The sequence below is a fragment of the Nonomuraea sp. NPDC049504 genome (genome assembly GCF_040676845.1).
Classification (GTDB): Bacteria; Actinomycetota; Actinomycetes; order Streptosporangiales; family Streptosporangiaceae; genus Nonomuraea; species Nonomuraea salmonea.
The window spans coordinates 270,331-294,361 of sequence record NZ_JBFAPT010000003.1 but is presented as its reverse complement, the minus strand read 5'-3'; the positions used below and the strand labels follow the sequence as shown (position 1 = coordinate 294,361).

The window sequence follows — 24,031 nt, the reverse complement described above, 5'->3', positions numbered from 1 at the left end:
CGTGGCGGTGGCGGCGCTCGGCGCGGCCGGCGGCCCGGGGCGCCTGACCGTGAACGGCCTGCCCGTCGTGGCGGGCCGCTTCGCGATCGCGTACGTGCATTCGATGTACCGGGCGCCGTCCGCCGAGGTGTTCACCGTGGAGGGCGGCCGGTTCACGATGCGGGCGGTGGTCTCGGCGAGCGGCGGCGTGCTCGACTACTACGCGCTGGAGGGCGAGCGGGCCAGGCTGCCGGGCGGCCGGTTCGTGCTGCGCCTGGCCGAGCCCGTGGCGTACCGGGAGCTGTCGCTGCTGACCACCTCGCTCGGCCGCAGGACGCTGGTCTCGGGAGGGCGCTGCCTGCCGCTCTTTCCGCGCGGCGGCGCCGCCGAGGTGCGGGTGGCGCTGCGGGTCACCCCCGACGTGCGGGGCGGGCCCTGCGATCAGAGCCAGTCCTTCTTCTTGAACACCACGTAGAGCGCGACCGAGGTGAGCCCCATCAGCGCCGTGGACAGCCAGAACCCCCACTGCTCGCCGGTGCCGGGGTAGGGCAGGTTCTGCCCGTAGAAGCCGGTGATCGCGGTGGGCACGGCGATGATCGCCGCCCAGCTCGTGATCTTCTTCATGATCTCGTTGAGCCGGAAGCCCTGCTGCGCCAGGCGGGTGTCGCGGACGTTGGCGAGCATGTCGCGGACCGCGTCCACCCACTCGCCGACGCGCAGCACGTGATCGCGGACGTCCTCGTAGTAGGGAGCCATCACCGGGTCGCCCATCAGCGCCTGGTCGCGCCTGAGCAGGCTGCCGATGACCTCGTGCATCGGCAGCGAGACCCGGCGCAGCTTGGTGGCGTTCTTGCGCAGCACGTACAGGGTGCGCTGCAGGCCCTTGCCGTTGCTCAGCTGCTCGGCGAACAGCGACTCCTCCAGCTCCTCCGCCTCCGCGTCGAGGTCCTGGGCCAGCTCGAACTGGGTGTCCACGACGTAGTCGAGCAGGCCGTGCAGTAGGAACATCACGCCGTGCCCCGCCAGGTGCGCGGCGGCGTCCCAGCGCCTGACCACCTCGGCGATGTCGAAGTGCCCGCTCTCGCGGACGGTGACCAGGGCGTTGGCGGTGACGAAGACGTCCACCTCGACGGCGTGCACGCGGCGGTCGTCGTCGAAGTGCACGCCGTAGGCGGCGATGAACAGGTGGTTGTCGTAGATGTCCAGCTTCGGCCGCTGGTGTCCGGCCAGGACGTCCTCCAGGGCCAGCTCGTGCAGCCCCAGCTCCTCGCCGATCAGGGCGAGGTCGGCCGGCGACGGCGCGCAGAGGTCGAACCAGACCGTGGCGTCCCGGTCGCCCACGTACCGGGAGACGTCCGCGATGGGGAAGCCCTCGCTCTCCAGGCGGCCGTTCCGGTAAAGACGGGTGTGCACTAGCCGAGTCTGGCAAGAAGTGCGGCGAAACGTCGCGCGTTGTGCACGGCTGCTCCTCCCGGGTCGTTGTTGAAGTAGACGTAGGCGTCGGGCCAGCCGGCCTCGGCGACGCGGGCGGCCCACGTCCGCAGGGCGCGCTCCCCGTACGCGTAGGCCGACCTGCCCTGGTGCAGGCGGAGGTAACCCCACGTCGCGGTACGCCAGAACGGCGCCTGCGGCCGGCCCAGCCGGTCGGCCCAGCACAGCGCCGCCGCACGCGACTCCAGCACCGCCCGCGCCTCATCGGTCCACCAGGACGGGTGCCGCGGCTCCACGGCCACCCTGGTGCCGGGCGGGAAGCAGGCCAGGCAGCGGTCGAGCAGCCCCGGGTCGGCCTTGAGAGTGGGCGGGAGCTGCAGCAGGATCGGCCCCAGCTTCTCCTCCAGCCCGGCGGCCGCGGCCATCAGCCTGGCCACCGGCTCCTCAGGCTCGTTCAGCCGCCTGATGTGCGTCAGGAACCTGCTGGCCTTGACCGCCATCACGAACCCCGGTGGCGTACGCTCCCGCCAGCCGGCGAACACCTCCCTGCTCGGCAGCCGGTAGAACGCGTTGTTGCTCTCGACGGTCGGGAACTCCCCCGCGTACGTCTCCAGCCACAGCCGCTGCGGCACCCCCGGCGGATAGAGCACCCCGCGCCAGTCCTTGTACTGCCACCCTGAGGTGCCGGCCAGCCATGTCATGCCGTTGCGCCTACCCCGCCCCGCGAGGTGCAGTACTGTCCTACTTCGTCGGCCAGTCGGCCAAGGAGGACCTCTCACGCGATGGGCGCCAACCACGCTCACGGCACCACCGTCACCGAAGCGGGCGGTTCACGGCGTACGGTGACGGCCGGGCTGGCCGTCCTGGTGCCGCTGGCGATCGTCACGCTGGCCGCGCTGATCTGGCTCTGGCCCGAGGGCACCGCCGCCGGGCCCGCGCCCGAGTCCGGCGTCCAGCGGCTCACCGGCACGGTCGTCAGCGTCACGCTCGGACGCTGCCCCGACGCCCCCGAGGGCGCGCCCAGGCCCGACCCGGCCACCTGCGGCGAGGCCGTCGTCAAGGTCGGCGACGGGCCCGACCTGGGCAGCGAGGTGGAGCTCCGGCTGCCGGGCGGGCCGGGCGCGCAGCGCTTCACGCCGGGCGACGACGTGATCCTGCTGCGCGACGCCGACGGCGCCTACCAGCTCTCCGACCACGACAGGTCGCTGCCGCTGTGGTTGTTCGGCGTGGCGTTCGCGCTGGCGGTCATCGCCTTCGGGCGCTGGCGCGGGGTGACCGCGCTGGCGGGGCTGGCGGTGACGTTCGTGCTGCTGCTGACGTTCGTCATCCCCGGCATCCTGGAGGGCCGGCCGCCGATGCTGGTGGCCATCGTCGGGTCGGCGGCGATCATGCTGACCGTGCTCTACCTGACGCACGGCTTCTCCCCGTCCACGTCGGTCGCCGTGCTGGGGACGCTGGCCAGCCTGGCGCTGACCGGGCTGCTGTCGTACGCGGCGCTGGGGGTGGCCAGGCTCAACGGCGTCACCGACGACAGCGCGCTGATGCTCGGCATGAGCCTGAACATCGACACGCAGGGCCTGCTGCTGGCCGGGATCATCATCGGCGCGCTCGGCGTGCTCGACGACGTCACCGTCACCCAGGCCGTGACGGTGGCCGAGCTGGCCCGCGCCAACCCGTCGTACGGCTTCGCCCGCCTCTACCGCGCGGCCGGGCGCATCGGGCGCGCGCACATCGCGTCGGTGATCAACACCATCATCCTGGCGTACGCGGGGGCGTCGCTGCCGTTGCTGCTGCTGTTCAGCATCGGCGCGCAGCCCCTGGGCGAGGTGATGACGACGCCGGTGATCGCGCAGGAGATCGTGCGCGGCGTGGTCGGCACGCTCGGGCTCATCGCGGCCGTCCCCATCACCACGGCCCTGGCCGCCCTGGCCGCCACCCGCTCCCGCGCCACCCCGCCCCAGGACCCCGCGCCCCAGGACTCCCCGGCCCGTGACCGCAAGTCTCGCGGCCGGGACGACGACGGCCCGTCGGACTTCTTCGCCCCGCAGGACCAGGACCCCGGCGACTTCTTCGCGCCACAGGAGCGGGACCCCGGCGGCTTCTTCACCCCCCGCCCGGCCGGTCCGCCTCCGGGAACGACACCTGCCGGCAAGACGTCACAGGCGGAGCCCCAGCGCCCGGCGCGCCACCGCCGCCGCGCAGGAACCTGACGCCGCGCCAGTGTGACGCGGGCGCCCCCAGCCGGCCCTGGCCTGGGCTCAGTCGGCTTCGATGCTGCCGTCCACGCGGAGCTTGCGGCGGGCGCGTTCGTAGAACGTGGTGCCCAGCCGGACCACCTTGGCCGCGCCGGGCCAGGCGGTCACGGTGAGGCTGTCGCCGGGGGCGAGGTGCCCCTTCACGGCGCCGTCCACCTCGACGGCCAGCCGCCCGCTGCTCGGCAGCACGTGGAGGCTCACCTGTTCGTCGGCGGGCAGCACCAGGGCCCGGTTGAACGCGGAGTGCGCGGCGGCGGGCACGACCAGCACCGCCTCCACGCGGGGCGAGACGATCGGCCCTCCGGCGGAGAAGCTGTAGGCGGTGGACCCGGTGCTGGTGGCGACGATGACGGCGTCGGCGGAGTAGCGCACGAAGGGGCTGTCGGACGGGGTGACGGCGACGTTGGCCAGCCCGTGGCCGGGATAGCGGACGAGCGCGATGTCGTTGAACGCCGTCATCTCGGTGCCGTTGACGCTGGTGCGGATGGCCATGCGCGGCTCGATCGTGTATTCGTGCCGGTCGATGGCCGACAACGTCTTCGGCAGCTCGTCCACGTCGATCTCGGCGAGGAAGCCCAGCTTGCCGAGGTTCACGCCGAGGATGGGCGTCGGCCGCCCGGCCAGCAGCCGCATCGTCCGCAGCATGGTGCCGTCGCCGCCCAGCCCGACGAGCAGGTCGGCCTTCTCGACCAGCGCGTCGGTGTCGACGGGTACGGCGGTGCAGTCGATGCGGCCCACCTCCTCGGGCAGGCCGAGCACCGTGGCACCCTTGTCGGCGGCCCACCGCAGGATGGTGTCGATCGCCTTCTTGGAGTCGCGCTGGGGGTGCAGCACCAGCCCGACCGTCCCGACCATGCCCATGCCGCCACCTTACGTGGAGCGCCGTCATGGGGACGCAACGGGGGATCTTGCCTTCGCGGGTGTCCGGTAGCGTCGTGGCCATGCGGCTTCATGTGGGATGCGCGATGTGGGCGAACGCGCGGTGGCAGGGGCGTTTCGTGCCCGCCCACCTGCCTCAGGCCGAGCGGCTGAAGGCGTACGCGGGCTGGTGCGACGCGGTCGAGGGCAACACCACGTTCTACGCCACGCCGGCCCGCGCCACGGTCGAGTCGTGGGCGGCGCAGACCTCGCCCGGCTTCCGCTTCGTCGTCAAGCTGCCCAAGGCCGTCACCCACGAGCACCGGCTGATGGGCGGCGAGGCGGAGCTGAGCGCCTTCCTCGACGCCATGGAGCCGCTCGGGCCGCGCGTGCACGCGTTCTGGGTGCAGGTGCCCGGCTCGTTCGGGCCGTCCGACGTGGGCACGCTCGCGGCCTTCCTGCGCCGGCTGCCGCGCGGCGTGCGCTGCGCCGTGGAGGTCCGCCATCCGGCGTTCTTCACCGACGAGCGGGCGGGCCGCCTGCTCGAACGGATGCTGGACGGCGCGGGCGCCGAGTGGGTGCCGTTCGACACCACGGTCATGTTCGCCGCGCCGCCGTCCAGCGCCGCCGAGCGGGAGGCGTGGGAGCGCAAGCCACGCCTCCCCCGCCGCATGCGGGCGCTCACCGCCCACCCGATCGTGCGCTACCTCGGCCGCGACGACGAGGAGCGCACGGTGGCGGGCTGGCAGCCCTGGGTGCCGACGGTCGCCGGGTGGCTCCGCGAGGGCCGCTCACCGACGGTGTTCATCCACACCCCCGACAACGCCGACGCGCCGGCGCTGGCCCGCCGCTTCCACGACGAGGTACGCGCCCTCGTCCCGGACCTGGCCCCGCTCCCCGACCCGGAGCCGCACGAGCCCCTCACGCTGTTCTGACCCTCAGCGCACCAGGCAGGGGCGTTTCGGGTCGAATGTCCAGTCCTTGACCAGGTACTGCATGGCCACGGAGTCGTCGCGGGCGCCGAGGCCGTGGCGCAGGTAGCGGTCGTGGGCCTCGGCCAGGGCGTCCCTGTCCAGCTCGACCCCGAGCCCCGGCGTGTCGGGCACCTGGACGGCGCCGTCCGTGATCGGGAAGGGCTTGGTGGTGAGGGCCTGGCCGTCCTGCCAGATCCAATGCGTGTCGAGCGCCGTGATCTCGCCCGGCGCGGCGGCACCGACGTGGGTGAACATGGCGAGCGAGATGTCGAAGTGGTTGTTGGAGTGCGATCCCCACGTCAGCCCGAAGTCGTGGCAGAGCTGCGCGACGCGCACCGAGCCCGCCATCGTCCAGAAGTGCGGGTCGGCCAGCGGGATGTCGACCGCGTCCGAGCGTACGGCGTGGGCCAGCTCCCGCCAGTCCGTGGCGATCATGTTGGTCGCGGTCGGCAGCCCGGTGGCCCGCCGGAACTCGGCCATCGTCTCCCGCCCCGAGAAGCGGCCCTCGGGGCCGCACGGGTCCTCGGCGTAGGCCAGGACGCCTCCGAGGTCCCGGCACAGCCGTACGGCGTCGGCCAGCGGCCAGCCGCCGTTGGGGTCGAGCGTGACGCGGGCCTCGGGGAAGCGGCGGGCCAGCGCCCTGACCGCCTCGACCTCCTCCTCGCCGGCCAGCACGCCGCCCTTGAGCTTGAAGTCGGTGAAGCCGTAGCGCTCCTGGGCGGCCTCGGCCAGCGCGACCACCGCGTCGGGGGTGAGCGCCTCCCGGCGGCGCAGCCGCGACCACCGGTCGTCGCCCTCGTCGTCCACGAGGTACGGCAGGTCCGTCCTGCCGGGGTCGCCGACGTAGAACAGGTAGCCGAGCATCGGCACCCGGTCGCGCTGCCTGCCCTCACCCAGGAGGTCGGCGACGGGCAGGCCGAGGTACTGGCCGTGCAGGTCGAGCAGGCCCGACTCCAGGCCGGTGACGGCGTGCACGGTGGTGCGCAGGTCGAAGGTCTGCTGCCCGCGCCCGCCGGCGTCGCGGGCGGCGTAACGGCCGGCCACGTCGCGCAGCAGGGCGCGGTAGCGGGCGACCGGCTGCCCGGCGAGCAGCGTGCCGGCCTCCTCGATGGTCCGCCTGATGGCCTCGCCGCCGGGCACCTCGCCCAGCCCGGTACGCCCGTCGGAGTCGGTGACGATGACGACGTTGCGGGTGAAGAACGGCCCGTGGGCGCCGCTGAGGTTGAGGAGCATGCTGTCGTACCCGGCGACCGGGACGACCTCGACGCTCGCGATGGTGGGCGACATCTCGGGACGATCCCCCTAGCTGATCTTGTTGATGAGCGCGGTCAGCTCGGCGAGCTCGCCCTCGGTGAGGTCCTGCAGCGGCGGGCGCACGGGCCCGGCGGGGCGGCCGACGGCGGTCAGCCCGGCCTTGATGATCGAGACGGCGTAGCCCTTCATCCGGTCGCGGATGTCGAGGTAGGGCAGCACGAACTCGCGGATGCGCCGGTAGACGGCCTCCCGGTCCTGGGCGCGCACGTCGGCGTAGAAGTCGAGCGCGTACTGCGGCACGAAGTTGAAGATGGCCGACGAGTACGTGCTCATGCCGAGCTGCAGCAGCGGCAGCGCGAACGTCTCGGCGGTGGGCAGGCCGCCGATGTAGGCCAGGCGGTCGCCGACGGAGGCGTAGATGCGGGTGAGGTTCTCGATGTCGCCGACGCCGTCCTTGAAGCCGATGAGCGTCTCGTTCCGCTCGACGAGGGCCGCCACGGAGCGGTCGTTGAGCACGGCGTTGGCCCGGCTGTAGACGATCACACCGAGGCCGGTGGCGGCGCACACGGCGGAGACGTGCTCGACCAGGCCCGCCTGGCCGGCCTCGGTGAGGTAGGGCGGCATCAGCAGCAGGCCGTCGGCGCCGGCCGCCGCGGCGGCCTTGGCCTGGGCGACGGCGTTGGCGGTGCCACCGGTGGCCGGGGCCATCACGGGGACGCGCCCGTCGACCTCGTCCACGGCGGCGCGGACCACCCGGTCGATCTCCGCGCCGGTCAGCGAGAAGCCCTCACCCGTGCCGCCCGCGGCGAACAGGCCGGCGACGGGGTAGCCGCTCAGCCAGGACAGGTGCTCGCGGTAGCGCGGCTCGTCGAACTCCAGGTCGCCGGTGAAGTGGGTGACGGGGAACGACAGCAAACCGCTCTTGAGCTGGGTGGCGAGCTCCTGCGGGGAGTAACTGGACACGATGAGGCTCCTCGCTCGACATGCGGCCGTGGGGTTTCCCCGCATCGGCTGAAAGGTCTGACGTCCGACAGGCTAAGAAGGAGGAGTGATTCCTGTCCAAGTGCGATTCTGTATCCGGCGATGCCTTAAGAGCATCATGCCTCCAGGTCGGGCAGCAGGTCGAGCACCCGGCCGAGCGCGGGGTTGGTCGAGTCGCGGTCCCAGATGACGTGCAGCTCGACGGGTTCGCCGATGGCCGTGCCGGCGTCGAGCGGGTCGCCGCCGCCGCGTACGAGGTCGCAGAAGGCGATGCCGTCGACGCCGAGCGAGCGCGCGCTCGCGGGCGCCAGCGCCACCCCGCGCCCGGCCGCGACGAGCAGCACGGCGGTGAGGATCTGGTGCACCTGCTGCTCGATGCGGGGGTGGGCGTTGGTGAGGAAGCGCACGGTCAGCTCGTGAAAGTAGCGCGACTGTACGGGGTTGTAGCTGATCACCGGCAGCCCGTCGAAGTCGTCGGGCGCGAGCGGCCTGCCGAGCCCGGCCAGCCGGTGCCCGGCGGGCACGACGGCGCACAGCGGCTCGCGGAAGACGACCCGGGAGTCGAGCGTGGCGATGTCGAACGGCGGCCGGGCGAGACCGAGATCGAGCTCGCCGCGCAGCAGGCCGTCCACCTGCCCCGCGGTCACCCGTTCGTGCAGGATGACGTCGATGTCGGGGAGCTGCTCGGCCAGGCGGCGCAGCAGCGTGCCGAGCATGCTGATGGCCGAGACGGCGGTGAACCCGAGCCGCACGGTGCCCGCCGCGCCGCTGGCGATCCGGCGCGCCCGGTCGCCCGCGGTGTCGATCAGCGAGAGCATGCGCCGGGCGTCCTCCAGGAAGCCGCGCCCGGCGTCGGTGAGCACGACGCGGCGGTTGTCACGCTCCAGCAAGGTCACGCCGACGGCGCGTTCGAGCTTCTGGATGTGCCGGCTGAGCGGCGGCTGCGTCATGCGCAGGCGGTCGGCCGCGCGGCCGAAGTGCAGCTCTTCGGCGACCGCGACGAAGGCCCGGATCTGGTCGAGGGTCAGCATGATGCTCGCAGAGTATCACTCGATACCGAAAAGAGGTTGGACAGGCATCAAGCCAGGTCCTTAGTCTCCGGAGAACCAAAACAGCGGAAACCTTGCCGTAACCTGACGCAACTGCATCTCCGCACAGAGCAAGCCACGGGCGGCCCCCCGCCCGGATGAAGGAGAAGTCCATGCCGACATCTCGGACAGCCCCCCGCCGCATCCTCCTGGGTGTCGCCGGTGCCGTCGCCGCGATGGCGCTGACCGCGTGCGGTGGTGTCAAGACGACCTCCTCCGGGGGCGGCGACGGGGAATATCCGTCGGGCAACATCGAGTTCAGCGTCGGCGCCTCCGCCGGCGGCTCCTCCGACCTCATCACCCGCGCGCTCGCCCAGGGCATCGCCAAAGAGCTCGGCGTCTCCGCGCCCGTGATCAACAAGCCCGGCGCCAACGGCGCGCTCGCGGCCAAGGAGCTGCAGGCCGCCAAGCCCGACGGCTACAAGATCGCCGTGCAGAACGCCTCGCTGTTCACGATCACGCCGCTCACGGTGTCGCCCGCCGAGGCCACCAAGATCGACTCGTTCGAGGTCATCACCGGTGTCTCCCGCGACGACTACGTCATGGCCACCAACCCCAAGTCCGGCTTCACGTCCATCGAGGACATGAAGAAGGCCGGCAAGACCATCCGGTACGGCACCACCGGCGTCGGCACCGGAGCCCAGCTCGCCTCCGCGCTGACGTTCAAGACCGCCGGCATCGACGCCACGGCCGTGCCCTTCGACGGCGGCGCCCCCAACCTGACGGCCCTGCTCGGCAACCAGGTGGACGTCTCCACCATGCAGATCGGCGAGGCCATCGAGAACATCAAGGGCGGCAAGCTCGTGCCGCTCGCCGTGTTCTCCAAGGAGCGCATTCCCTACCTGCCCGACGTCAAGACCGCCATCGAGCAGGGCTTCGACGTCCAGGTGACGCAGTACCGCTTCCTGACCGCGCCCAAGGGCACGCCGGAGAACGTCAAGTCCAAGCTGCTCGACGCGGCGAAGAAGACGTTCGCCACACCGGAGTACAAGAAGTTCAACGAGCAGAACTCGCTCACTCCGATGGAGGTCTCCCCGCAGGAGGTCCTCGACGCGCTGCAGAAGGACTCCTCGACGTTCAAGGCGAAGCTCGACGAGTTCGGCATCAGCCTGGCCGGTTGACCCCCCTTCCTGCGAAGGAGTACCCCCATGTCCGTGTCCGACCCGGCGCCGCCACCGGACTCCGGCGACGCCGCCGTGCTGCAGGCCGAGGCCGACCGGATCCAGGCCGAGATGGAGGAGGCCAGGCCCCCGCACGCGGGCCCGGCCGCCCAGGTCGGCGCCGCGCTGGTGGCGCTGGTCGTCGGCCTGCTCGGCACGGCCGGCTCGTACGCGCTGGGCCTCGGCGCGCTGACCCAGCCGGGCCCCGGCCTGTGGCCGTTCGCCATCAGCGTCGTCATCGTCGTGCTGTCGGCGGTGCTCCTCGTCACCGGCCGCGGCCTGCGGGACACCGAGCGGTTCTCCCGCGCGAGCCTGCAGACCGTGGTCGGCCTGGTGACGCTCGTGCTGCTCGCCGCGCTGCTGCCGGTGATCGGGTTCGAGATCCCGTCGGCGCTGCTGATGTTCGTCTGGCTGCGCTGGCTGGGCAAGGAGTCGTGGCGCTCGTCCATCGTGATCAGCATCGGCGCCGTGGCCGCGTTCTACGTGCTCTTCGTGCTGCTGCTGCAGATCCCGCTCCCCCGCCTCATCTGAGGAAGGCCCCGAGAAGAGTCACATGGACATCTCCCCGATCCTCAACGGCTTCGGCGTCGTCCTGGAGCCGGCCAACCTGCTCTACTGCCTGGTCGGCGTCATCATCGGCATGCTCATCGGCGTGCTGCCCGGCCTCGGGCCCGGCGCGACGATCGCGATCCTGCTGCCGATCACGTACGGCATCGGGCCGGTCTCGGCGATCATCATGCTGGCGGGCATCTTCTACGGCGCCCAGTACGGCGGCACGATCACCTCGGTCCTGCTGCGCCTGCCCGGCGAGGCGTCCTCCGTCGTGACCGTCTTCGACGGCTTCGCCCTGGCCAAACAGGGCAAGGCGGGCACGGCGCTCGGCATCGCGGCCATCGGCTCGTTCGTCGGCGGCACGATCTCGATCATCGGCCTGACCCTCGTCGCGCCGATCGTGGCCGGCTTCGCCCTCGACTTCGGGCCGCCCGAGTACGCCGCGCTCGGCATCCTCGGCGTGCTGCTGATCTCCTCGATCGGCAACGGCAACAAGCTCAAGGCCATCATCGCCGCCTGCGTCGGCCTGCTGATCGCGACCGTCGGCCGCGACACGTTCACCGGCGCGGAGCGCTTCACCTTCGGCAGCCTCAACCTGGCCGAGGGCATCGACTTCATCCCGATCGCCATGGGCCTGTTCGGGCTCAGCGAGATCCTCTACAACCTGGAGGAGCGGCACAACAAGGTGCACTCCCCCGCCAAGGTCGGCAACGTCTGGCCGTCGCGCCGCGACCTCAGCCAGTCCAAGGGCGCGATCGGGCGGGGCTCGCTGGTCGGGTTCGTGCTGGGCGTGCTGCCCGGCGGCGGGGCCGTGCTGTCGTCGCTGGCGGCGTACGCGCTGGAGAAGCGGCGCGCCAAGCAGCCCGAGCGCTTCGGCCGCGGCGCGGTGGAGGGCGTGGCCGCGCCCGAGACCGCCAACAACGCCGCCGCCACCTCCTCGTTCATCCCGCTGCTGACGCTCGGCATCCCGGCCAACGCCACGATGGCGCTGATCTTCGGCGCGCTGCTCATCCAGGGCATCCAGCCGGGGCCGCAGCTCGTCACCGAGCACCCCGACGTGTTCTGGGGCGTCATCAACTCGATGTACATCGGCAACATCCTGCTGCTGATCATGAGCATCCCCATGGTCGGCGTGTTCGTCAGGATCCTGCGGGTGCGCCCGGCCATCCTGGCGCCCATCACGGTGCTGATCACGCTGCTCGGCGCCTACACCGTGCGCAACCAGGTCTACGACATCTTCCTGGTGATCGTGTTCGGCGTGCTGGGCTACCTGATGAAGAAGTTCGGTTTCGAGCCGGGGCCGCTGGTGCTGGCGTTCGTGCTGGGCACGATGATCGAGAGCTCGGCGCGTCAGGGGCTGCTCATCTTCGGCGGCAACCCGGCGGGCTTCCTCACCCGCCCCATTTCTGGGACGGTGTTCGCCATCGTGGTGATCGTGGCCGCCTGGCCGCTGCTCCGCAGAGCCGTGCGCCGCAGACCGGCGCAGGACGCCGATCGTGTCGAGGAGAGGATCTGATGACCGTCACCGCCGGCCGGGTCAGCCGGGTCGTCGTCACGCCCGTCGCCTTCCGCGACCCGCCCCTGCTCAACGTGGTGGGCGTGCACCAGCCGTACGTGCTGCGCGCGATCGTCCAGGTGCACACCGACGAGGGGCTGGTGGGGCTCGGCGAGACGTACGCCGACGAGGCGCATCTCGGCCGCCTGGAGGCGGTGGCCGCGGCCCTGCCCGGCGCGGACGTCTTCGACCTGCACGCCCTGCGCCGCGTCGTCACCGAGACGCTCGGCGCCTCGACCGGCGGTGCGGGGGCCAGCTTCGGCGGCATGCTGGAGGTCTCCAGCGCCGTGGACACCGTGGTGTCGCCGTTCGAGGTGGCGCTGCTCGACCTCCAGGGCAGGGCGCTGGGCCGGCCGGTGAGCGACCTGCTGGGCGGCGCCGTACGCGACCGGGTGCCGTACTCGGCGTACCTGTTCTACAAATGGGCCGGGCACCCCGGCCATGACGAGGACGCCTGGGGCGAGGGCCGCACGCCCGAGCAACTGGTCGCCCAGGCGCGCCGGATGGTCGACGAGTACGGCTTCACCGCCGTCAAGCTCAAGGGCGGCGTGTACGAGCCCCGCCACGAGGCCGAGACCGTCGAGGCGCTGGCCGCCGCCTTCCCCGGCCACGCGCTGCGCATCGACCCCAACGGCGCATGGACGGTCGGCACCTCGATCGAGGTGGCCGATCGGCTGTCCGGCGTGCTGGAGTACCTCGAGGACCCGACGCCCGGCATCGACGGCATGGCCGAGGTCGCGAAGCACACCGAGCTGCCGCTGGCCACGAACATGTGCGTGATCGCCTTCGAGCACCTCAAGCCGGCCGTGGCCGCCGACGCCGTGCAGGTCGTGCTCTCCGACCACCACCTGTGGGGCGGGCTGCGCCGCTCGGCGCTGCTCGGGGGCATCTGCGAGACGTTCGGCATGGGGCTGTCGATGCACTCCAACTCGCATCTCGGGGTCAGCCTGGCCGCGATGACGCACCTGGCCGCCGCCACGCCCAACCTCACCTACGCCTGCGACACCCACTACCCGTGGAAGACCGAGGAGGTCGTCAAGCCGGGCGTGCTGGAGTTCCGCAACGGCGGCGTGGCCGTGCCGCACGGCCCCGGCCTCGGGGTCGAGCTGGACGAGGACGCGCTGGCCGCGCTGCACGAGCAGTATCTGCGCTGCGGGCAGCGCGGGCGCGAGGACACCGCGTACATGCGCTCGATCGTCCCCGGCTTCACCCCGAACACCGCCCGCTGGTAGCCCTCCTACGGGGCTTGCAGGCGGGCGCGGCTGTTGGACAGGTGCAGCCGCATCGCCGCCCGCGCCGCCGCCGCGTCCCTGTCGGCGACGGCGCGGTAGACGTTCTCGTGCTCCAGCGTCACCCGCGTGAGGTGGGTGGCGTCGGAGACCGTGTAGACGTGTTCGAGCCGGGTGCGCGGCAGCATGATCATCATGGGGCCGAGCGAGGCCAGCAGGTCGGAGTAGAACCGGTTGCCCGAGGCCAGCGCCACCTTCATGTGGAAGGCGAAGTCGGCCTCGACGGCGTGTCCGGGCTGCTCGCCCGACCGCCCGAGGTCGATCAGGGCCCGCTCGATGGCTTTGAGCTGCAAATCCGTACGCCGCTCAGCCGCCAGCCCCGCGGCCTCCGTCTCGACGCCGATGCGGAAGTCGATCATGTCGAGGACGTCGCGGTGGGTGCGCACCTGCGCCGCCTCCACCGAGAACGCCGTGGGCGGCGGCAGCGCCAGCACGAACGAGCCCCGCCCCTGGAACGTCTCCACCAGCCCGGCCGCCTGCAGCCGCGAGACGGCCTCGCGCACCACCGTGCGGCTGACCCCGAACTCCTTGATCAGCGACGACTCGGTGGGCAGCTTGTCGCCCGGCCTGATCTCGCCGGCCAGGATGCGGGCGCGGAGCCGCTCGACCAGCTCGTGCGCCAGCCCGCGCCCGCCGTCTCGCCCGATCCTGCGCGCCGCCTTCCGGCCGGTCGGCGTGGCATCGCTCTGGTCGCTCGGCACGGCGGACAATCTACCGGCCGGAGCCGTGGAACTCGACGTCGTCGATCAGCCGGTCGCGGGCCCGCCCGGCCAGGCTCAGGCCCAGCCCTGGACGGTCCGGCACGGCCATCCGCCCGCCCTCGATGCGCATCCGCTCCTCGAACAGCGGCGCCAGCCACTCGATGTGCTCCACCCACGACTCGCGCGGGAACGCGGCGGCCAGGTGCACGTGGATCTCCATCACGAAGTGCGGCGCGACCTGCGTGTGCGCGTGGTCGGCCAGCGCGGCGATCTTGAGGTAGGGGGTGATGCCGCCGACGCGCGGCACGTCGGGCTGGATGACGTCAACGGCCTCGATGAGGCCGATGTGCTCGGCGACGCTGGTGAGCATCTCGCCGGTGGCGATCGGCGTGTCCAGCGCGGCGGCCAGCCGCGCGTGCCCCTCGGCGTCGTACGCGTCCAGCGGCTCCTCGATCCACACCAGGCCCAGGTCCTCGACCGCCCGCCCGAACCGCAACGCCGACGCGCGATCCCACTGCTGGTTGGCGTCCACCATCAGCGGCACCCCGTCCCCGACATGCTCCCTGACCGCCGCCAGCCGCCGCAGATCCTCCTTCATGTCCGGCTGCCCCACCTTGATCTTGATCCCGCCGATCCCGTCGGCGAGGGACTGCGCGGCCCGCTCCTTGACCTCGTCCAGCGGCGCCTGGAGGTAACCGCCCGAGGTGTTGTAGACCCGCACGGAATCCCGGTGGGCGTCCAGGAGCTTCGCCAGCGGCAGCCCCGCCCGCCGCGCCTTCAGATCCCACAGGGCCACGTCCACGGCCGCCAGCGCCTGCGTGGCCACCCCGGAGCGGCCCACCGACGCGCCCGCCCACAGCAGCGCCTCGTACGTCTTGCCGATGTCCGACGGGTCGCGCCCGAGCAGGCTCTCCCCCACCTCCCTGACGTGCGCGTACTGCGCCGGGGTGCCCGCCCTGGTCGTGTAGGAGAAGCCGAGCCCGCGCAGGCCGTCCCTGGTGCCGATCTCGCAGGTCAGCACGTCGATCTGGGACAGCGGTCGCTGCCGTCCCGTGGCCACTTTGGCGTCGCTGACGGGGGCCGCGAGCGGCACCGCGTACCGGGCGAACCGGACGTACGCGATCGCGTCGCCCACGCGGGTCACGCCTTCCCGAACTCGACGCTGTCCGTCACCCATGCACGGCACTGCTCGCTCAGCGTGAACCCGAGCCCGGGGCGGTCCGGCACGATCATGCGCCCGTCGCGCGTCTCGAGACGCTCGTTGAACAGCGGGTTCAGCCACTCGAAGTGCTCCACCCACGGCTCGCGCGGATAGGCGGCGGCCAGGTGGAGATGGATCTCCATGGCGAAGTGCGGCGCGAGCTGCAGGCCCGCGTGGTCGGCGAGGGTGGCCAGGCGCAGGAAGGAGGTGATGCCGCCGACGCGGGGCGCGTCGGGCTGGATGACGTCGGCGGCGCGGGCCTCGATGAGCCGGACGTGCTCGGCGACGCTGGAGAGCATCTCGCCGGTGGCGATCGGCGTGTCCAGCGCGGCGGCCAGCCGCGCGTGCCCCTCGGCGTCGTACGCGTCCAGCGGCTCCTCGATCCACACCAGGCCCAGGTCCTCGACCGCCCGCCCGAACCGCAACGCCGACGCCCGGTCCCACTGCTGGTTGGCGTCCACCATCAGCGGCACCCCGTCCCCGACATGCTCCCTGACCGCCGCCAGCCGCCGCAGATCCTCCTTCATGTCCGGCTGCCCCACCTTGATCTTGATCCCGCCGATCCCGTCGGCGAGGGACTGCGAGGCCCGCTGCTTCACCTCCTCGATCGGCGCGTGCAGGAAGCCCCCCGAGGTGTTGTACGCCCGCACCGAGTCCCGGTAGGCCCCAAGGAGCTTCGCCAGCGGCAGCCCCGCCCGCCGCGCCTTCAGATCCCACAGGGCCACGTCCACGGCCGCCAGCGCCTGCGTGGCCACGCCCGAGCGGCCCACCGACGCGCCCGCCCACAGCAGCGTGTCGTACACCTTGCCGATGTCGGACGGGTCCTGCCCGATGAGGTTCTCGCCCACCTCCTTGGCGTGCGCGTACTGCGCGGGGCCGCCGGCCCGCTTGGAGTAGCTGAACCCGGTGCCGGAGTGCCCGTCCTCGGTCGCGATCTCGGCGAAGAGGAACACGATCTCCGTCATCGGCTTCTGCCGCCCGGTGAGCACCTTGGCGTCGCTGACGGGCACGTCCAGGGGAAGCGTGACGGAGGAGAGCGTGACGTGACGGATGCGGTCGGCCATGAGGAACCTCGCGGGGTCGGGGTGGGGCTGGCGTACGCAAGTCATCGTACAAATTCGATATTCATCCGACAACTGGCCATCCGCGGCCACGCGATGGACACACGCATGCCCGCCACGGATCCTGAACCTGACCAATGATCGGGGACCCCTTCTCCGGGGGACACCCGCGCCTCGAGTACCGGGAGATCCGCATGAGAACCCGCCCCTGGGCCCGCCGCACCGCCGCCTCGGCCGCCACGCTGGTCGCCGTCCTCGCCCTCACCACCGCCCCGGCCCAGGCCGCCGACCCCTCGGACTGCGCACAGGCCGCCACGGTCGTCCGCACCCCGCAGGTCATGGTGCTGGCCGACGGCGAGTCCGGCACGAAACGCCCACTCTGAACCCGATCCCGATCGGCGCATCAATCCACCAAAATCTCCACCGAAGCCGGGACGCTCCGAATCGACGGTGACGATGACCGCCGCCTACCACGTGACGTTTCGCGGCGGCCCTCGTCCTCCGTTCAGTCGAGGACCACGACCATCTTGCCGCCGGCCTGGTTGGCCTCCATCACCCGATGCGCCTCGGGGACCTCGTCGAAGCGGAACACGCGCGCCGGCTCGACCTTGAGCCGGCCCGCCGCCACCTGCTCGGCTATCTGCTGCAGGGGGACGTCGGAGAGCGGAAAGCCGGGAGTGCCGAAGACGAAGCTGGCGAAGAAGGTGAGGTAGACGCCGCTCGCCATCTGCGCCAGCGGATTGAAGTCGGCGATGGGATCGAGCCCGCCCAGCCAACCGGCCAGGCAGGCACGGCCGCCGCGCCGCAGCATCGCCAGGGAGTCCAGGATGGTGCTGTTGCCCACCAGGTCGAGTACCGCGTCGAGCTGCCTGGCCTCGCCGATGCGCCGGCACAGGTCGGGCTCCTCCCGTTCGGCGCGCCGCGCGCCGAGTTCCTCCAGCATGGCGAAACGTTCCGGGTTGCGGCTGGTGGCGATGACCTGGGCACCAGCGTTGACCGCCAGCTTGAGTGCGGCCTGACCGAAAGAGGAGGTCGCCCCACGAACGAGCAGCGACTGCCCCTCAGCGATCTCCAGGTTGCGGAACAGGCAGGTCCACGCCGTCGCGTAGGTCTCCGGGATGGCCGCGAGCACCTCCCACGGCAGATCGGACTCGATCAGCGCCACGTTGGAGGCCGGCGCCCGCGTGTACTCGGCGTAGCTGCCGTTGATGGTGCGTCCGAGACCGCCCATCAACGCCGCGACCTTGGCGCCCACCGGAAACTCACCACCAGGGCACGCCTTGACCAGTCCGACGCACTCGATGCCGCTCACCTTCGCGGCCTCGGCCCACTCACCCCGGCGCATGTGCATCTCGGCATGATTGACACCGAACCCCTTGATCTCGATGACGACCTGACCGGCGACGGGCTCGGGGTCGGGCAGTTCGGTATAGACCAGGCAGTCAGGACCGCCAAATCTCTCGATGACGATGGCGCGCATCACGACTCCCACGACGTACGGCATCCTGCGCCCCAAGGCGGCACCGCCACAGTGGCGCGGGCACCGGAGAAGGTGATCCCCGTTACCGGGACCTCGAAAGGAGGCTGCCCCCTCACCCCACGTTCACGCCCTGACCAGCGCGTTCAGCTCCCGGAGGAAGCACACGAGGGTCGAGTGGAGGCAGCACGCACGCCGCCGGCCTCTCGGCTCGAGCGCCTCTACAAGCCGTACTCCGTCTGCAGGCTGAGCCAGATCTCGCTGACGGTGGGGAAGACGGGGACCGCGTGCCGGAGCTGGTCGAGGGATGCCTCGCAGGTCACCGCGATGGTGGCCGAGTGAAGCAGGTCGACCACCGAAGGGCCGACGAAGGTGGCGCCCAGCAGGACGCGGCGTTCCTCGTCGACGACCAGTTTCGCCCGGCCCTGATAGTCGTCGCCGCGCAGCCTCGCACCGATCACGGCGGCCAGGTCGTACTCGACCGTGCGCACCATGAACCCGGCCGCGCGAGCCCGTGCCTCGGTGAGTCCCACCGCGCACACTTGCGGGTCCGTGAAGATGACCTGGGGCGCCCCCCGCTCGTCAGCGATATCGCCTTCCAGCCCGCCGGACCGAGCGGTGATCACATCGGCGCAGACGCGGGCCTGGTACTTACCCATGTGCGTGAGCAGGTTGCGCCCGTTGACGTCGCCGACCGCGTACAGCCAGCCGTCCGGGACCGCGGTCGCCCGCATACGCGCGTCCACGATGATCGGCCCGTCAGCATCGACACCGACGGTCTCCAGCCCGAGATCGGCTACGGCCAGCCGGCGCCCGGCGGCGACGAGGATCTCATCGGCGTCGATCCGCTCACCGGCATCGGTGTGCACACTCACCGGACCCTTCGGGACGGGCCGTTCAACCCGGACCGCCGTATGCCGGAAACGCACGTCGATGCCGAGGCCGGCGAAAGACTTGGCCACCAAGTCCCCGGCGAACGGCTCAGTCTGCGCCAGCAGCCGATCTCCGCGGACGAGCATGGTGACCTCACGAGCGCCGAGGGCATGCAGGGCCTGGGCCATCTCGCAGGCGACCGGCCCGGCGCCGATGACCACGAGCCGCTCGGGCACCTGCCGCGCGCTGGTGGCCTCCTGGTTCGTCCACGGGCGCGCCTCCCGCAACCCTGGGATGCCGGGGATGGCGGGGGTGCTGCCGGTGGCCAGGACGACGGCTTCGCCGGCCCGCAGGGAGAGGGTGCCACCGTCCGGCGTCCGCACCGCGACCTGCGAGGGCCCGGACAGCCGGCCACGGCCTCGCACGAACGTCGCGGGGAGATCGTTCAGCCCGCTCACGTAGTCACTGTCATCGAAATGCGATACGAACTCCTCCCGGCGGTCCAGCACCGCGGCGGCGTCGATCGGACCGCCGAGTTCGAGGCCCGGCATCCGGCTGACGTCGGCCGCGATCTCCATCGGCCACAGCATGGCCTTGCTCGGGACGCATCCGTAGTAGTTGCACTCGCCGCCCACCAGGCGTTCCTCGACCACGGCCACCGTCGGACCGGCGCGGGCGACGCGTTCGGCCACGGTCATTCCGACCGGGCCCGCGCCTACGACGACCACGTCGAAGACTTCGTTCTCATGCATCACGAAGGGCTCCCGTCCTGTACTTGCGTGACGGGCCGCGAGCATGACGAGCCCCACGTCACGGCGGTGGAACGCGGCTCGCGACGCGACCCGGCAGGAATCGTCCCGAGCCAGGCGACGCGGCACTGCTCGCCGCACCATGCGGCCAGTGGCCACCGGACAGGAACCCATCGATCTAAACACGCCCGCCACCAGGAACGACGCCGACATGCCCCACGATGGCTAAAGGAGCTGCAGATCATTGCCCTGCCGGCCGCCCAAGCAAAAAGGCCAGCCGATCCGGAGTCACTCCAAGATCGTCTGGCCTTCTACAACCGTCGGGACGACAGGATTTGAACCTGCGACCCCTTGACCCCCAGGCACATCACGACGGGGCGGGATAACGGCCGAAACCCGCCCCCACCTGGTACGGCCGTCCCGTACGATCCCCTCAGATCCTTGGTCGTCCGGGCCGGTTGTCACTCAGTTAGTCACCCAGAATCTGGCCGGTTGGCTGGGCCTGCTGCCATACGTCTCGGCCGTTGCTCCACAGCTCAGAGGCATGGTAGGCGAACCGGTCGAACAGGCCGTCATCCTGATACCGCCGCAGGTGCAGCATAGGCGAGTCGTGCCCGACCAGCTTGGCCAGGTGGGGCGTGACGAGCATCTCCGAGTCGAACCGGAACACGCTCATGGCGATGTGCTCGTCGCCGAACCGGGCTTCTACGCCCGGAACGTCTCGTAGCTGTTCGGCCTCTGACAAGGTGATCCGGATGCGCGTGGAGACGGTCAGCGGAACGTTCTCCACCTCCTCACGCCGCCGGGTGACCTCGCTCTCCGGGTCACCGACGAGGAACCGGACCTTGCAGCCCTGCTGGGCCTTCCGTTTGAGCACCTTCGCGAGGTTGGGGTGTTCCAGCCACAGGAAGTAGTTCGTGTAACCGGCGAATACGATTTCGTTGCGCGCCGAATTGATGAGATTGCGCCAGATTGATTTCGGACATGCAGAGCGATAGGGATAAACGGTCAAGACTTCCTTGTCCGGCCCGGTTTTCACCGTATTGCGGATTGCTTCTGGCCATAGCACGGCGATCTCAACTCCTAGTGCCTCTGCGGCGGCCCATTGGTGTCGCATGTGCGGAACGCGCGTTTCGTCTTGCAGCCAGCGTTCCACCGTCTTGACGTCCACGCCACATCGGTCGGCCAAGTTCTGGTTCGTGACCTGGGCGTTCAGCATGGCTCTGCGTAGGGGGACATTGGCCACGGTACACCTCGCGCTGAGGACGTCAGGGACGTCTGGAGCGTAACGCCATAACGTCCTGGACGTCTTGGTAACGCGGTGGGTTTGTCACGCGCAGGTAAGCACGCTGATCCCATGTCAACCCCGGTAATTCTCGAAGACCTCCAAGCGGCATTTCCCGGTTGGTGCATTTGGCGTAGTTCCGCCGGTCGCATCTGGGCCACCCGGAATGGCCGTCGGCTGTCTCAGCGCGAGATAGATCACGGCCTGGCACAGACGATCGACGCGGACGACATCGCCCAGCTCGCCGAGCAGTTGAAGGAGCAGGAAGCAGGAGAGCAGGCACTGTGACCACCCCCTCCACCAGAGTCGGCCGCCGCGCCGAGATCACGGGCATGCTCCACAGCCCGGCAGCAACACGAGCGTGGGCTTCCTTCCTCCTCGGACGCTTCGGGACCGTGATAGCGGTGCTGCGTAACGGCACTCTGGCCTTGCTCGCGCTGGACGGAGATGCGCACGAGATGCCGGGAGGAGTGAAGCGCTGGCCGATCCACTTGGACGACCACCTGCCATGCCCCTTCTTCCGCCACGGTGACCATGTTGCGATCCAGTCCTCTCGCCTGCCACCTCGTACGCCGTCGACTCACCGCGTAGCGGCAGCGGGCCGGGGGCAGAGCGTCAAGCCCGGCTTCGCGTGTACGTTCGCCGGTCGTCGTTCCTCGGTCACGTGTTGTCCTGCGGTCAGAGCCGGACTGCTGGGGTTGCCTGAATCGATGGCGTGCGAGGTGGTCCCCCACCTCGGGGGCCGGAGCGTCCTTGAGGGTTGAAGAGCCCCGGTTCCTGGCGAGTACTACTGGACGCCTCGGGAGCTGCGCCACAGCTTCGTCTCGCTGCTCTCCGGCTCCGGCGTCCCCTGGACGACATTGCCCCACCTGGTCGTCAACAGTGGCACCGCCGCCACCAAAGCCGTCCACCGTAAGCAGATTCGTGCTCGGAAAGCACTCATCAATGCGAAAGGGTGCCACTCTTTAGAGTGACACCCTCATCGACCAGCGAAAATCTGGTCGGGACGACAGGATTTGAACCTGCGACCCCTTGACCCCCAGTCAAGTGCGCTACCAAGCTGCGCTACGTCCCGGTTGTGTCGGCCGCCCCCTGCGGGGCGGGACGTCATAACCTTAGCGCACATCAGAGGTGCGCGCGTACACGGAAAAGCGGGAGCGGAGGCGGCCAGTGGGGCGGAGGCCGAGCATCGATCGGGATGAGCTGGCCAGGCTCGTCGCTCAAGGGCGGAGCGTGCAGGAGCTGGCGGCGCACTTCGGGGTGAGCGAATCGGGGGTGTTGCAGGCCAAGCGGGCCGCGGGGCTGGCCAAGCCGATGCTCGACCACAGTGCCGCCCTGCCGTGGAAGCTCGCCAGGACGCACTCCCAGTCGGGGCCCGCCACGAACCTGCGTAACCTGTCGGCCGCGGCGCAGGGCAAGCCGCCGGCGGCCGAGCGGCTGAACACGGCGCTGCGGTGGGCTCAGCGGCTCGTGGACGCGGGCCTGGACGTGCGCTACGACCCCGCGGAAGGGTTCAGCGAGGTGCCGGCCTCCCCAGGGGGCTCACATGTCGCAGCCGTGCTGGAGGCGGCGAGGAAAGCACTCGACGCTCACTGAGGCTCGCGTTTCGACATACCTGTTCGAGGGCAGTCGCTGGTCTCATCGAAGAGACCGGAGGCGAGAACATGACCACCTCTGTATGGGTGGCCGTCGTCGTGGTCGTGGTGGTGGCGCTCGCCGCAGTGGGCTGGTTCATGCTGCAGCAGCAGAAGCGCCGCTCCCACCTCCGCGAACGCTTCGGCCCGGAGTACGAACGCATAGTCTCCGAGCACGACAACCGCCGGGAGGCGGAGCAGGAGCTGCTCGACCGTGAGCAGCGCCACGCCGAGCTGGACATCAGGCCCCTGTCGGACGAGTCCCGCGACGCGTACGCGAGCCGCTGGATCGAGGTCCAGGAGCGCTTCGTGGACGCGCCCGGCTTCGCGGTGACGGAGGCGGACCAGCTCGTGACGGCCGTCATGGCCGAGCGGGGCTACCCCACCGAGGACTTCGAGCAGCGCCTGTCCGACCTGTCGGTCGGGCACGCGGCGACGCTCGACCACTACAGGACGGCTCACGAGATCAGCGGGCGCGCGGCCAGGAAGGAGGCCTCCACCGAGGACCTCCGGCAGGCCATGGTGCACTACCGCGCGCTGTTCGAGGAGCTCCTCCACGAGACCACCCGAGGACGGTGAGCACGATATGAGCAGCAGCGACGAGCTCAAGGTGCCGTCGCAGCCCGGCAGAACGTACGACCACGCCGGAAACGACACCCCGCATGACACCACGCATGACACCGCGAACGACCGTGAGCACGACTACAGGGACGGCGAGCGGGACGGCCTCGCAGACGATCTGCGTGACGACCCCAGGGACGACCCCAAGGACGACCCCAAGGACGACGTCGCGCACCGGGAGCCCGTCGAGGACGTGATCGTCAGCGACGAGCCCGTCCGCGACGGCGAGTACGCCCGCGACGGCGACGAGCTGGCCGCGTCCGAGGCCGGGACCGACCGCATCTCCCCGTACGACGACGACCCCCACGACGGCACGGCCATCCCCGGCACCGGCGTCGCGGCGACCCCCGCGGCTCCCGCGGCGACCGGCCGTGACCCGTACGCGGACCAGGCGCCGGCGCACGCGGCCCCCGACGACATCGTCCTGTTCGACCAGGACCCCACCCAGGTGCAGGCCCGCTGGCGCGACCTGCAGGCGTCGTTCGTGGACGACCCCGGTGAGGCGGTGCGACGCGCGGACGGGCTGGTCGGCGAGGTGGTGGAGTCGCTCACCAGCAGCCTGACGAGCCGTACGGAGGCGCTGCGCGGCCGCTGGAAGGACGCCGGCGAGGCGGAGACCGAGCAGCTGCGGCTGGCGCTGCGCGACTACCGCAACGTCCTGGAGCGCCTGCTCGCGCTCAGCGGCTCGCAGGACCACGGCGCGCCGCACGCTCAGGGGATCTCGCAGGACCACGGCGTCCAGCACGCCCAGGGGATCTCGCAGGACCACGGCGTCCAGCATGCTCAGGGAATGAGGTGACGTGGCATGCTCGCGATCATCGCAGCGATCATCTTCGGTCTAGGGTTCCTGCTCGACCTGGTGGGCGCGTCGATCCCCGGCGGCTTCTCCGGGATGACGTTCGTCCTGCTGGGGCTGACGCTGCTGGCGCTGCACCAGGCGGGCGTCGGCACGGCCGGCATCCGTACGGGCAACGGCGGCTGGCGCAGCAGGGCCCGCCGCTAGAACGAAGTGAAGGGGCCCGGCGAGCCGGGCCCCTTCGCCATACGCGTTGG

The 24,031-nt window shown here is 70.9% G+C and carries 25 protein-coding genes and 2 tRNA genes; 13 read left to right on the top strand and 14 right to left on the bottom strand.

Features of this window, described 5'->3' with window-relative positions:
- The first annotated feature begins 1 nt into the window (after window position 1).
- Window positions 2-454 (top strand): DUF1850 domain-containing protein, encoded by a 453-nt coding sequence (locus AB0K28_RS07820; protein WP_364366432.1) that lies wholly within the window; start codon window positions 2-4, stop codon window positions 452-454.
- Here AB0K28_RS07820 and AB0K28_RS07815 read toward each other — a convergent pair.
- On the bottom strand, window positions 421-1,392 hold the full coding sequence (locus AB0K28_RS07815; RefSeq protein WP_364366429.1) for a magnesium transporter CorA family protein: 972 nt from the start codon (window positions 1,390-1,392) through the stop codon (window positions 421-423). The two genes, AB0K28_RS07820 and AB0K28_RS07815, sit on opposite strands and share 34 nt — an antisense overlap.
- On the bottom strand, window positions 1,392-2,111 hold the full coding sequence (locus AB0K28_RS07810; RefSeq protein WP_364366426.1) for a DUF72 domain-containing protein: 720 nt from the start codon (window positions 2,109-2,111) through the stop codon (window positions 1,392-1,394). Before AB0K28_RS07810 ends, AB0K28_RS07815 begins: the two co-directional genes overlap by 1 nt.
- Window positions 2,112-2,192: 81 nt before the next feature.
- On the opposite strand from AB0K28_RS07810, the gene AB0K28_RS07805 reads away from it, so the two are divergent.
- Window positions 2,193-3,620, top strand: coding sequence for a YibE/F family protein (locus AB0K28_RS07805; protein WP_364366423.1), 1,428 nt, complete (start codon window positions 2,193-2,195; stop codon window positions 3,618-3,620).
- 48 nt (window positions 3,621-3,668) lie between these two features.
- Here the strand turns inward: AB0K28_RS07805 and AB0K28_RS07800 are convergent, their stop codons facing one another.
- Window positions 3,669-4,526, bottom strand: coding sequence for an NAD(+)/NADH kinase (locus AB0K28_RS07800; RefSeq protein WP_364366420.1), 858 nt, complete (start codon window positions 4,524-4,526; stop codon window positions 3,669-3,671).
- A gap of 80 nt (window positions 4,527-4,606) precedes the next feature.
- Between AB0K28_RS07800 and AB0K28_RS07795 the strand changes: the two genes are divergently transcribed.
- The gene (locus AB0K28_RS07795) at window positions 4,607-5,458 is read left to right on the top strand and encodes a DUF72 domain-containing protein (RefSeq protein WP_364366417.1); all 852 of its coding nucleotides are present in this window, start codon (window positions 4,607-4,609) and stop codon (window positions 5,456-5,458) included.
- 3 nt (window positions 5,459-5,461) lie between these two features.
- On the opposite strand, the gene AB0K28_RS07790 is transcribed toward AB0K28_RS07795, so the two are convergent.
- The 3 genes from AB0K28_RS07790 to AB0K28_RS07780 form a co-directional block, all read right to left on the bottom strand.
- Entirely contained in the window at window positions 5,462-6,784 is a 1,323-nt protein-coding gene (locus tag AB0K28_RS07790) for an enolase C-terminal domain-like protein (RefSeq protein ID WP_364366414.1), read from the bottom strand.
- A gap of 15 nt (window positions 6,785-6,799) precedes the next feature.
- Window positions 6,800-7,714 (bottom strand): 5-dehydro-4-deoxyglucarate dehydratase, encoded by a 915-nt coding sequence (kdgD, locus tag AB0K28_RS07785; protein ID WP_345401859.1) that lies wholly within the window; start codon window positions 7,712-7,714, stop codon window positions 6,800-6,802.
- A gap of 134 nt (window positions 7,715-7,848) precedes the next feature.
- Entirely contained in the window at window positions 7,849-8,763 is a 915-nt protein-coding gene (locus AB0K28_RS07780) for a LysR family transcriptional regulator (RefSeq protein WP_364366411.1), read from the bottom strand.
- Window positions 8,764-8,933: 170 nt separating this feature from the next.
- On the opposite strand from AB0K28_RS07780, the gene AB0K28_RS07775 reads away from it, so the two are divergent.
- The 4 genes from AB0K28_RS07775 to AB0K28_RS07760 are packed head-to-tail and all read left to right on the top strand — an operon-like array spanning window position 8,934 to window position 13,319.
- Window positions 8,934-9,941, top strand: a complete 1,008-nt coding sequence (locus AB0K28_RS07775) for a tripartite tricarboxylate transporter substrate binding protein (RefSeq protein ID WP_364366408.1) — start codon at window positions 8,934-8,936, stop codon at window positions 9,939-9,941.
- A gap of 27 nt (window positions 9,942-9,968) precedes the next feature.
- On the top strand, window positions 9,969-10,511 hold the full coding sequence (locus AB0K28_RS07770; protein WP_364366405.1) for a tripartite tricarboxylate transporter TctB family protein: 543 nt from the start codon (window positions 9,969-9,971) through the stop codon (window positions 10,509-10,511).
- 22 nt (window positions 10,512-10,533) lie between these two features.
- A complete protein-coding gene (locus tag AB0K28_RS07765; protein WP_345401847.1) occupies window positions 10,534-12,048 on the top strand; it encodes a tripartite tricarboxylate transporter permease in 1,515 nt (504 codons plus the stop codon).
- Entirely contained in the window at window positions 12,048-13,319 is a 1,272-nt protein-coding gene (locus tag AB0K28_RS07760) for an enolase C-terminal domain-like protein (protein ID WP_364366402.1), read from the top strand. The genes AB0K28_RS07765 and AB0K28_RS07760 overlap by 1 nt, the downstream gene beginning before the upstream one ends.
- Before the next feature lie 5 nt (window positions 13,320-13,324).
- On the opposite strand, the gene AB0K28_RS07755 is transcribed toward AB0K28_RS07760, so the two are convergent.
- The 3 genes from AB0K28_RS07755 to AB0K28_RS07745 are packed head-to-tail and all read right to left on the bottom strand — an operon-like array spanning window position 13,325 to window position 16,387.
- Window positions 13,325-14,077 carry a FadR/GntR family transcriptional regulator gene (locus AB0K28_RS07755; protein ID WP_364366399.1) on the bottom strand — a complete coding sequence of 251 codons (753 nt, stop codon included), beginning with the start codon at window positions 14,075-14,077 and terminating at the stop codon, window positions 13,325-13,327.
- A gap of 10 nt (window positions 14,078-14,087) precedes the next feature.
- Entirely contained in the window at window positions 14,088-15,212 is a 1,125-nt protein-coding gene (locus tag AB0K28_RS07750; RefSeq protein WP_364366396.1) for a mandelate racemase/muconate lactonizing enzyme family protein, read from the bottom strand.
- A gap of 5 nt (window positions 15,213-15,217) precedes the next feature.
- Entirely contained in the window at window positions 15,218-16,387 is a 1,170-nt protein-coding gene (locus AB0K28_RS07745) for a mandelate racemase/muconate lactonizing enzyme family protein (protein ID WP_364366393.1), read from the bottom strand.
- Between the two features lie 146 nt (window positions 16,388-16,533).
- Between AB0K28_RS07745 and AB0K28_RS07740 the strand changes: the two genes are divergently transcribed.
- Window positions 16,534-16,722: a hypothetical protein gene (locus AB0K28_RS07740; protein ID WP_364366390.1), complete on the top strand. Its 189-nt coding sequence runs from the start codon at window positions 16,534-16,536 to the stop codon at window positions 16,720-16,722.
- A 122-nt stretch (window positions 16,723-16,844) separates the two neighbouring features.
- Here AB0K28_RS07740 and AB0K28_RS07735 read toward each other — a convergent pair whose 3' ends face one another.
- The 4 genes from AB0K28_RS07735 to AB0K28_RS07720 form a co-directional block, all read right to left on the bottom strand.
- Window positions 16,845-17,819 carry a zinc-binding alcohol dehydrogenase family protein gene (locus AB0K28_RS07735; RefSeq protein WP_364366387.1) on the bottom strand — a complete coding sequence of 325 codons (975 nt, stop codon included), beginning with the start codon at window positions 17,817-17,819 and terminating at the stop codon, window positions 16,845-16,847.
- Between the two features lie 218 nt (window positions 17,820-18,037).
- Window positions 18,038-19,651, bottom strand: a complete 1,614-nt coding sequence (locus AB0K28_RS07730; RefSeq protein WP_364366384.1) for an NAD(P)/FAD-dependent oxidoreductase — start codon at window positions 19,649-19,651, stop codon at window positions 18,038-18,040.
- A gap of 107 nt (window positions 19,652-19,758) precedes the next feature.
- Window positions 19,759-19,861: transfer RNA gene (locus AB0K28_RS07725), tRNA-OTHER, on the bottom strand.
- A 46-nt stretch (window positions 19,862-19,907) separates the two neighbouring features.
- Window positions 19,908-20,657, bottom strand: a complete 750-nt coding sequence (locus AB0K28_RS07720) for a hypothetical protein (protein WP_364366381.1) — start codon at window positions 20,655-20,657, stop codon at window positions 19,908-19,910.
- Window positions 20,658-20,795: 138 nt separating this feature from the next.
- Between AB0K28_RS07720 and AB0K28_RS07715 the strand changes: the two genes are divergently transcribed.
- Window positions 20,796-21,011, top strand: a complete 216-nt coding sequence (locus AB0K28_RS07715) for a hypothetical protein (protein WP_345401826.1) — start codon at window positions 20,796-20,798, stop codon at window positions 21,009-21,011.
- Between the two features lie 710 nt (window positions 21,012-21,721).
- Here the strand turns inward: AB0K28_RS07715 and AB0K28_RS07710 are convergent.
- Window positions 21,722-21,798: transfer RNA gene (locus AB0K28_RS07710), tRNA-Pro, on the bottom strand.
- Between the two features lie 95 nt (window positions 21,799-21,893).
- Between AB0K28_RS07710 and AB0K28_RS07705 the strand changes: the two genes are divergently transcribed.
- The 4 genes from AB0K28_RS07705 to AB0K28_RS07690 all read left to right on the top strand — a co-directional run bounded on the left by AB0K28_RS07705 (window position 21,894) and on the right by AB0K28_RS07690 (window position 23,981).
- Window positions 21,894-22,319: a hypothetical protein gene (locus AB0K28_RS07705; protein ID WP_364366378.1), complete on the top strand. Its 426-nt coding sequence runs from the start codon at window positions 21,894-21,896 to the stop codon at window positions 22,317-22,319.
- Window positions 22,320-22,387: 68 nt separating this feature from the next.
- Entirely contained in the window at window positions 22,388-22,936 is a 549-nt protein-coding gene (locus AB0K28_RS07700; RefSeq protein WP_345401757.1) for a hypothetical protein, read from the top strand.
- A gap of 7 nt (window positions 22,937-22,943) precedes the next feature.
- On the top strand, window positions 22,944-23,777 hold the full coding sequence (locus AB0K28_RS07695) for a hypothetical protein (RefSeq protein WP_364366375.1): 834 nt from the start codon (window positions 22,944-22,946) through the stop codon (window positions 23,775-23,777).
- 6 nt (window positions 23,778-23,783) lie between these two features.
- A complete protein-coding gene (locus tag AB0K28_RS07690) occupies window positions 23,784-23,981 on the top strand; it encodes a hypothetical protein (RefSeq protein ID WP_355421584.1) in 198 nt (65 codons plus the stop codon).
- Window positions 23,982-24,031: the final 50 nt, after the last annotated feature.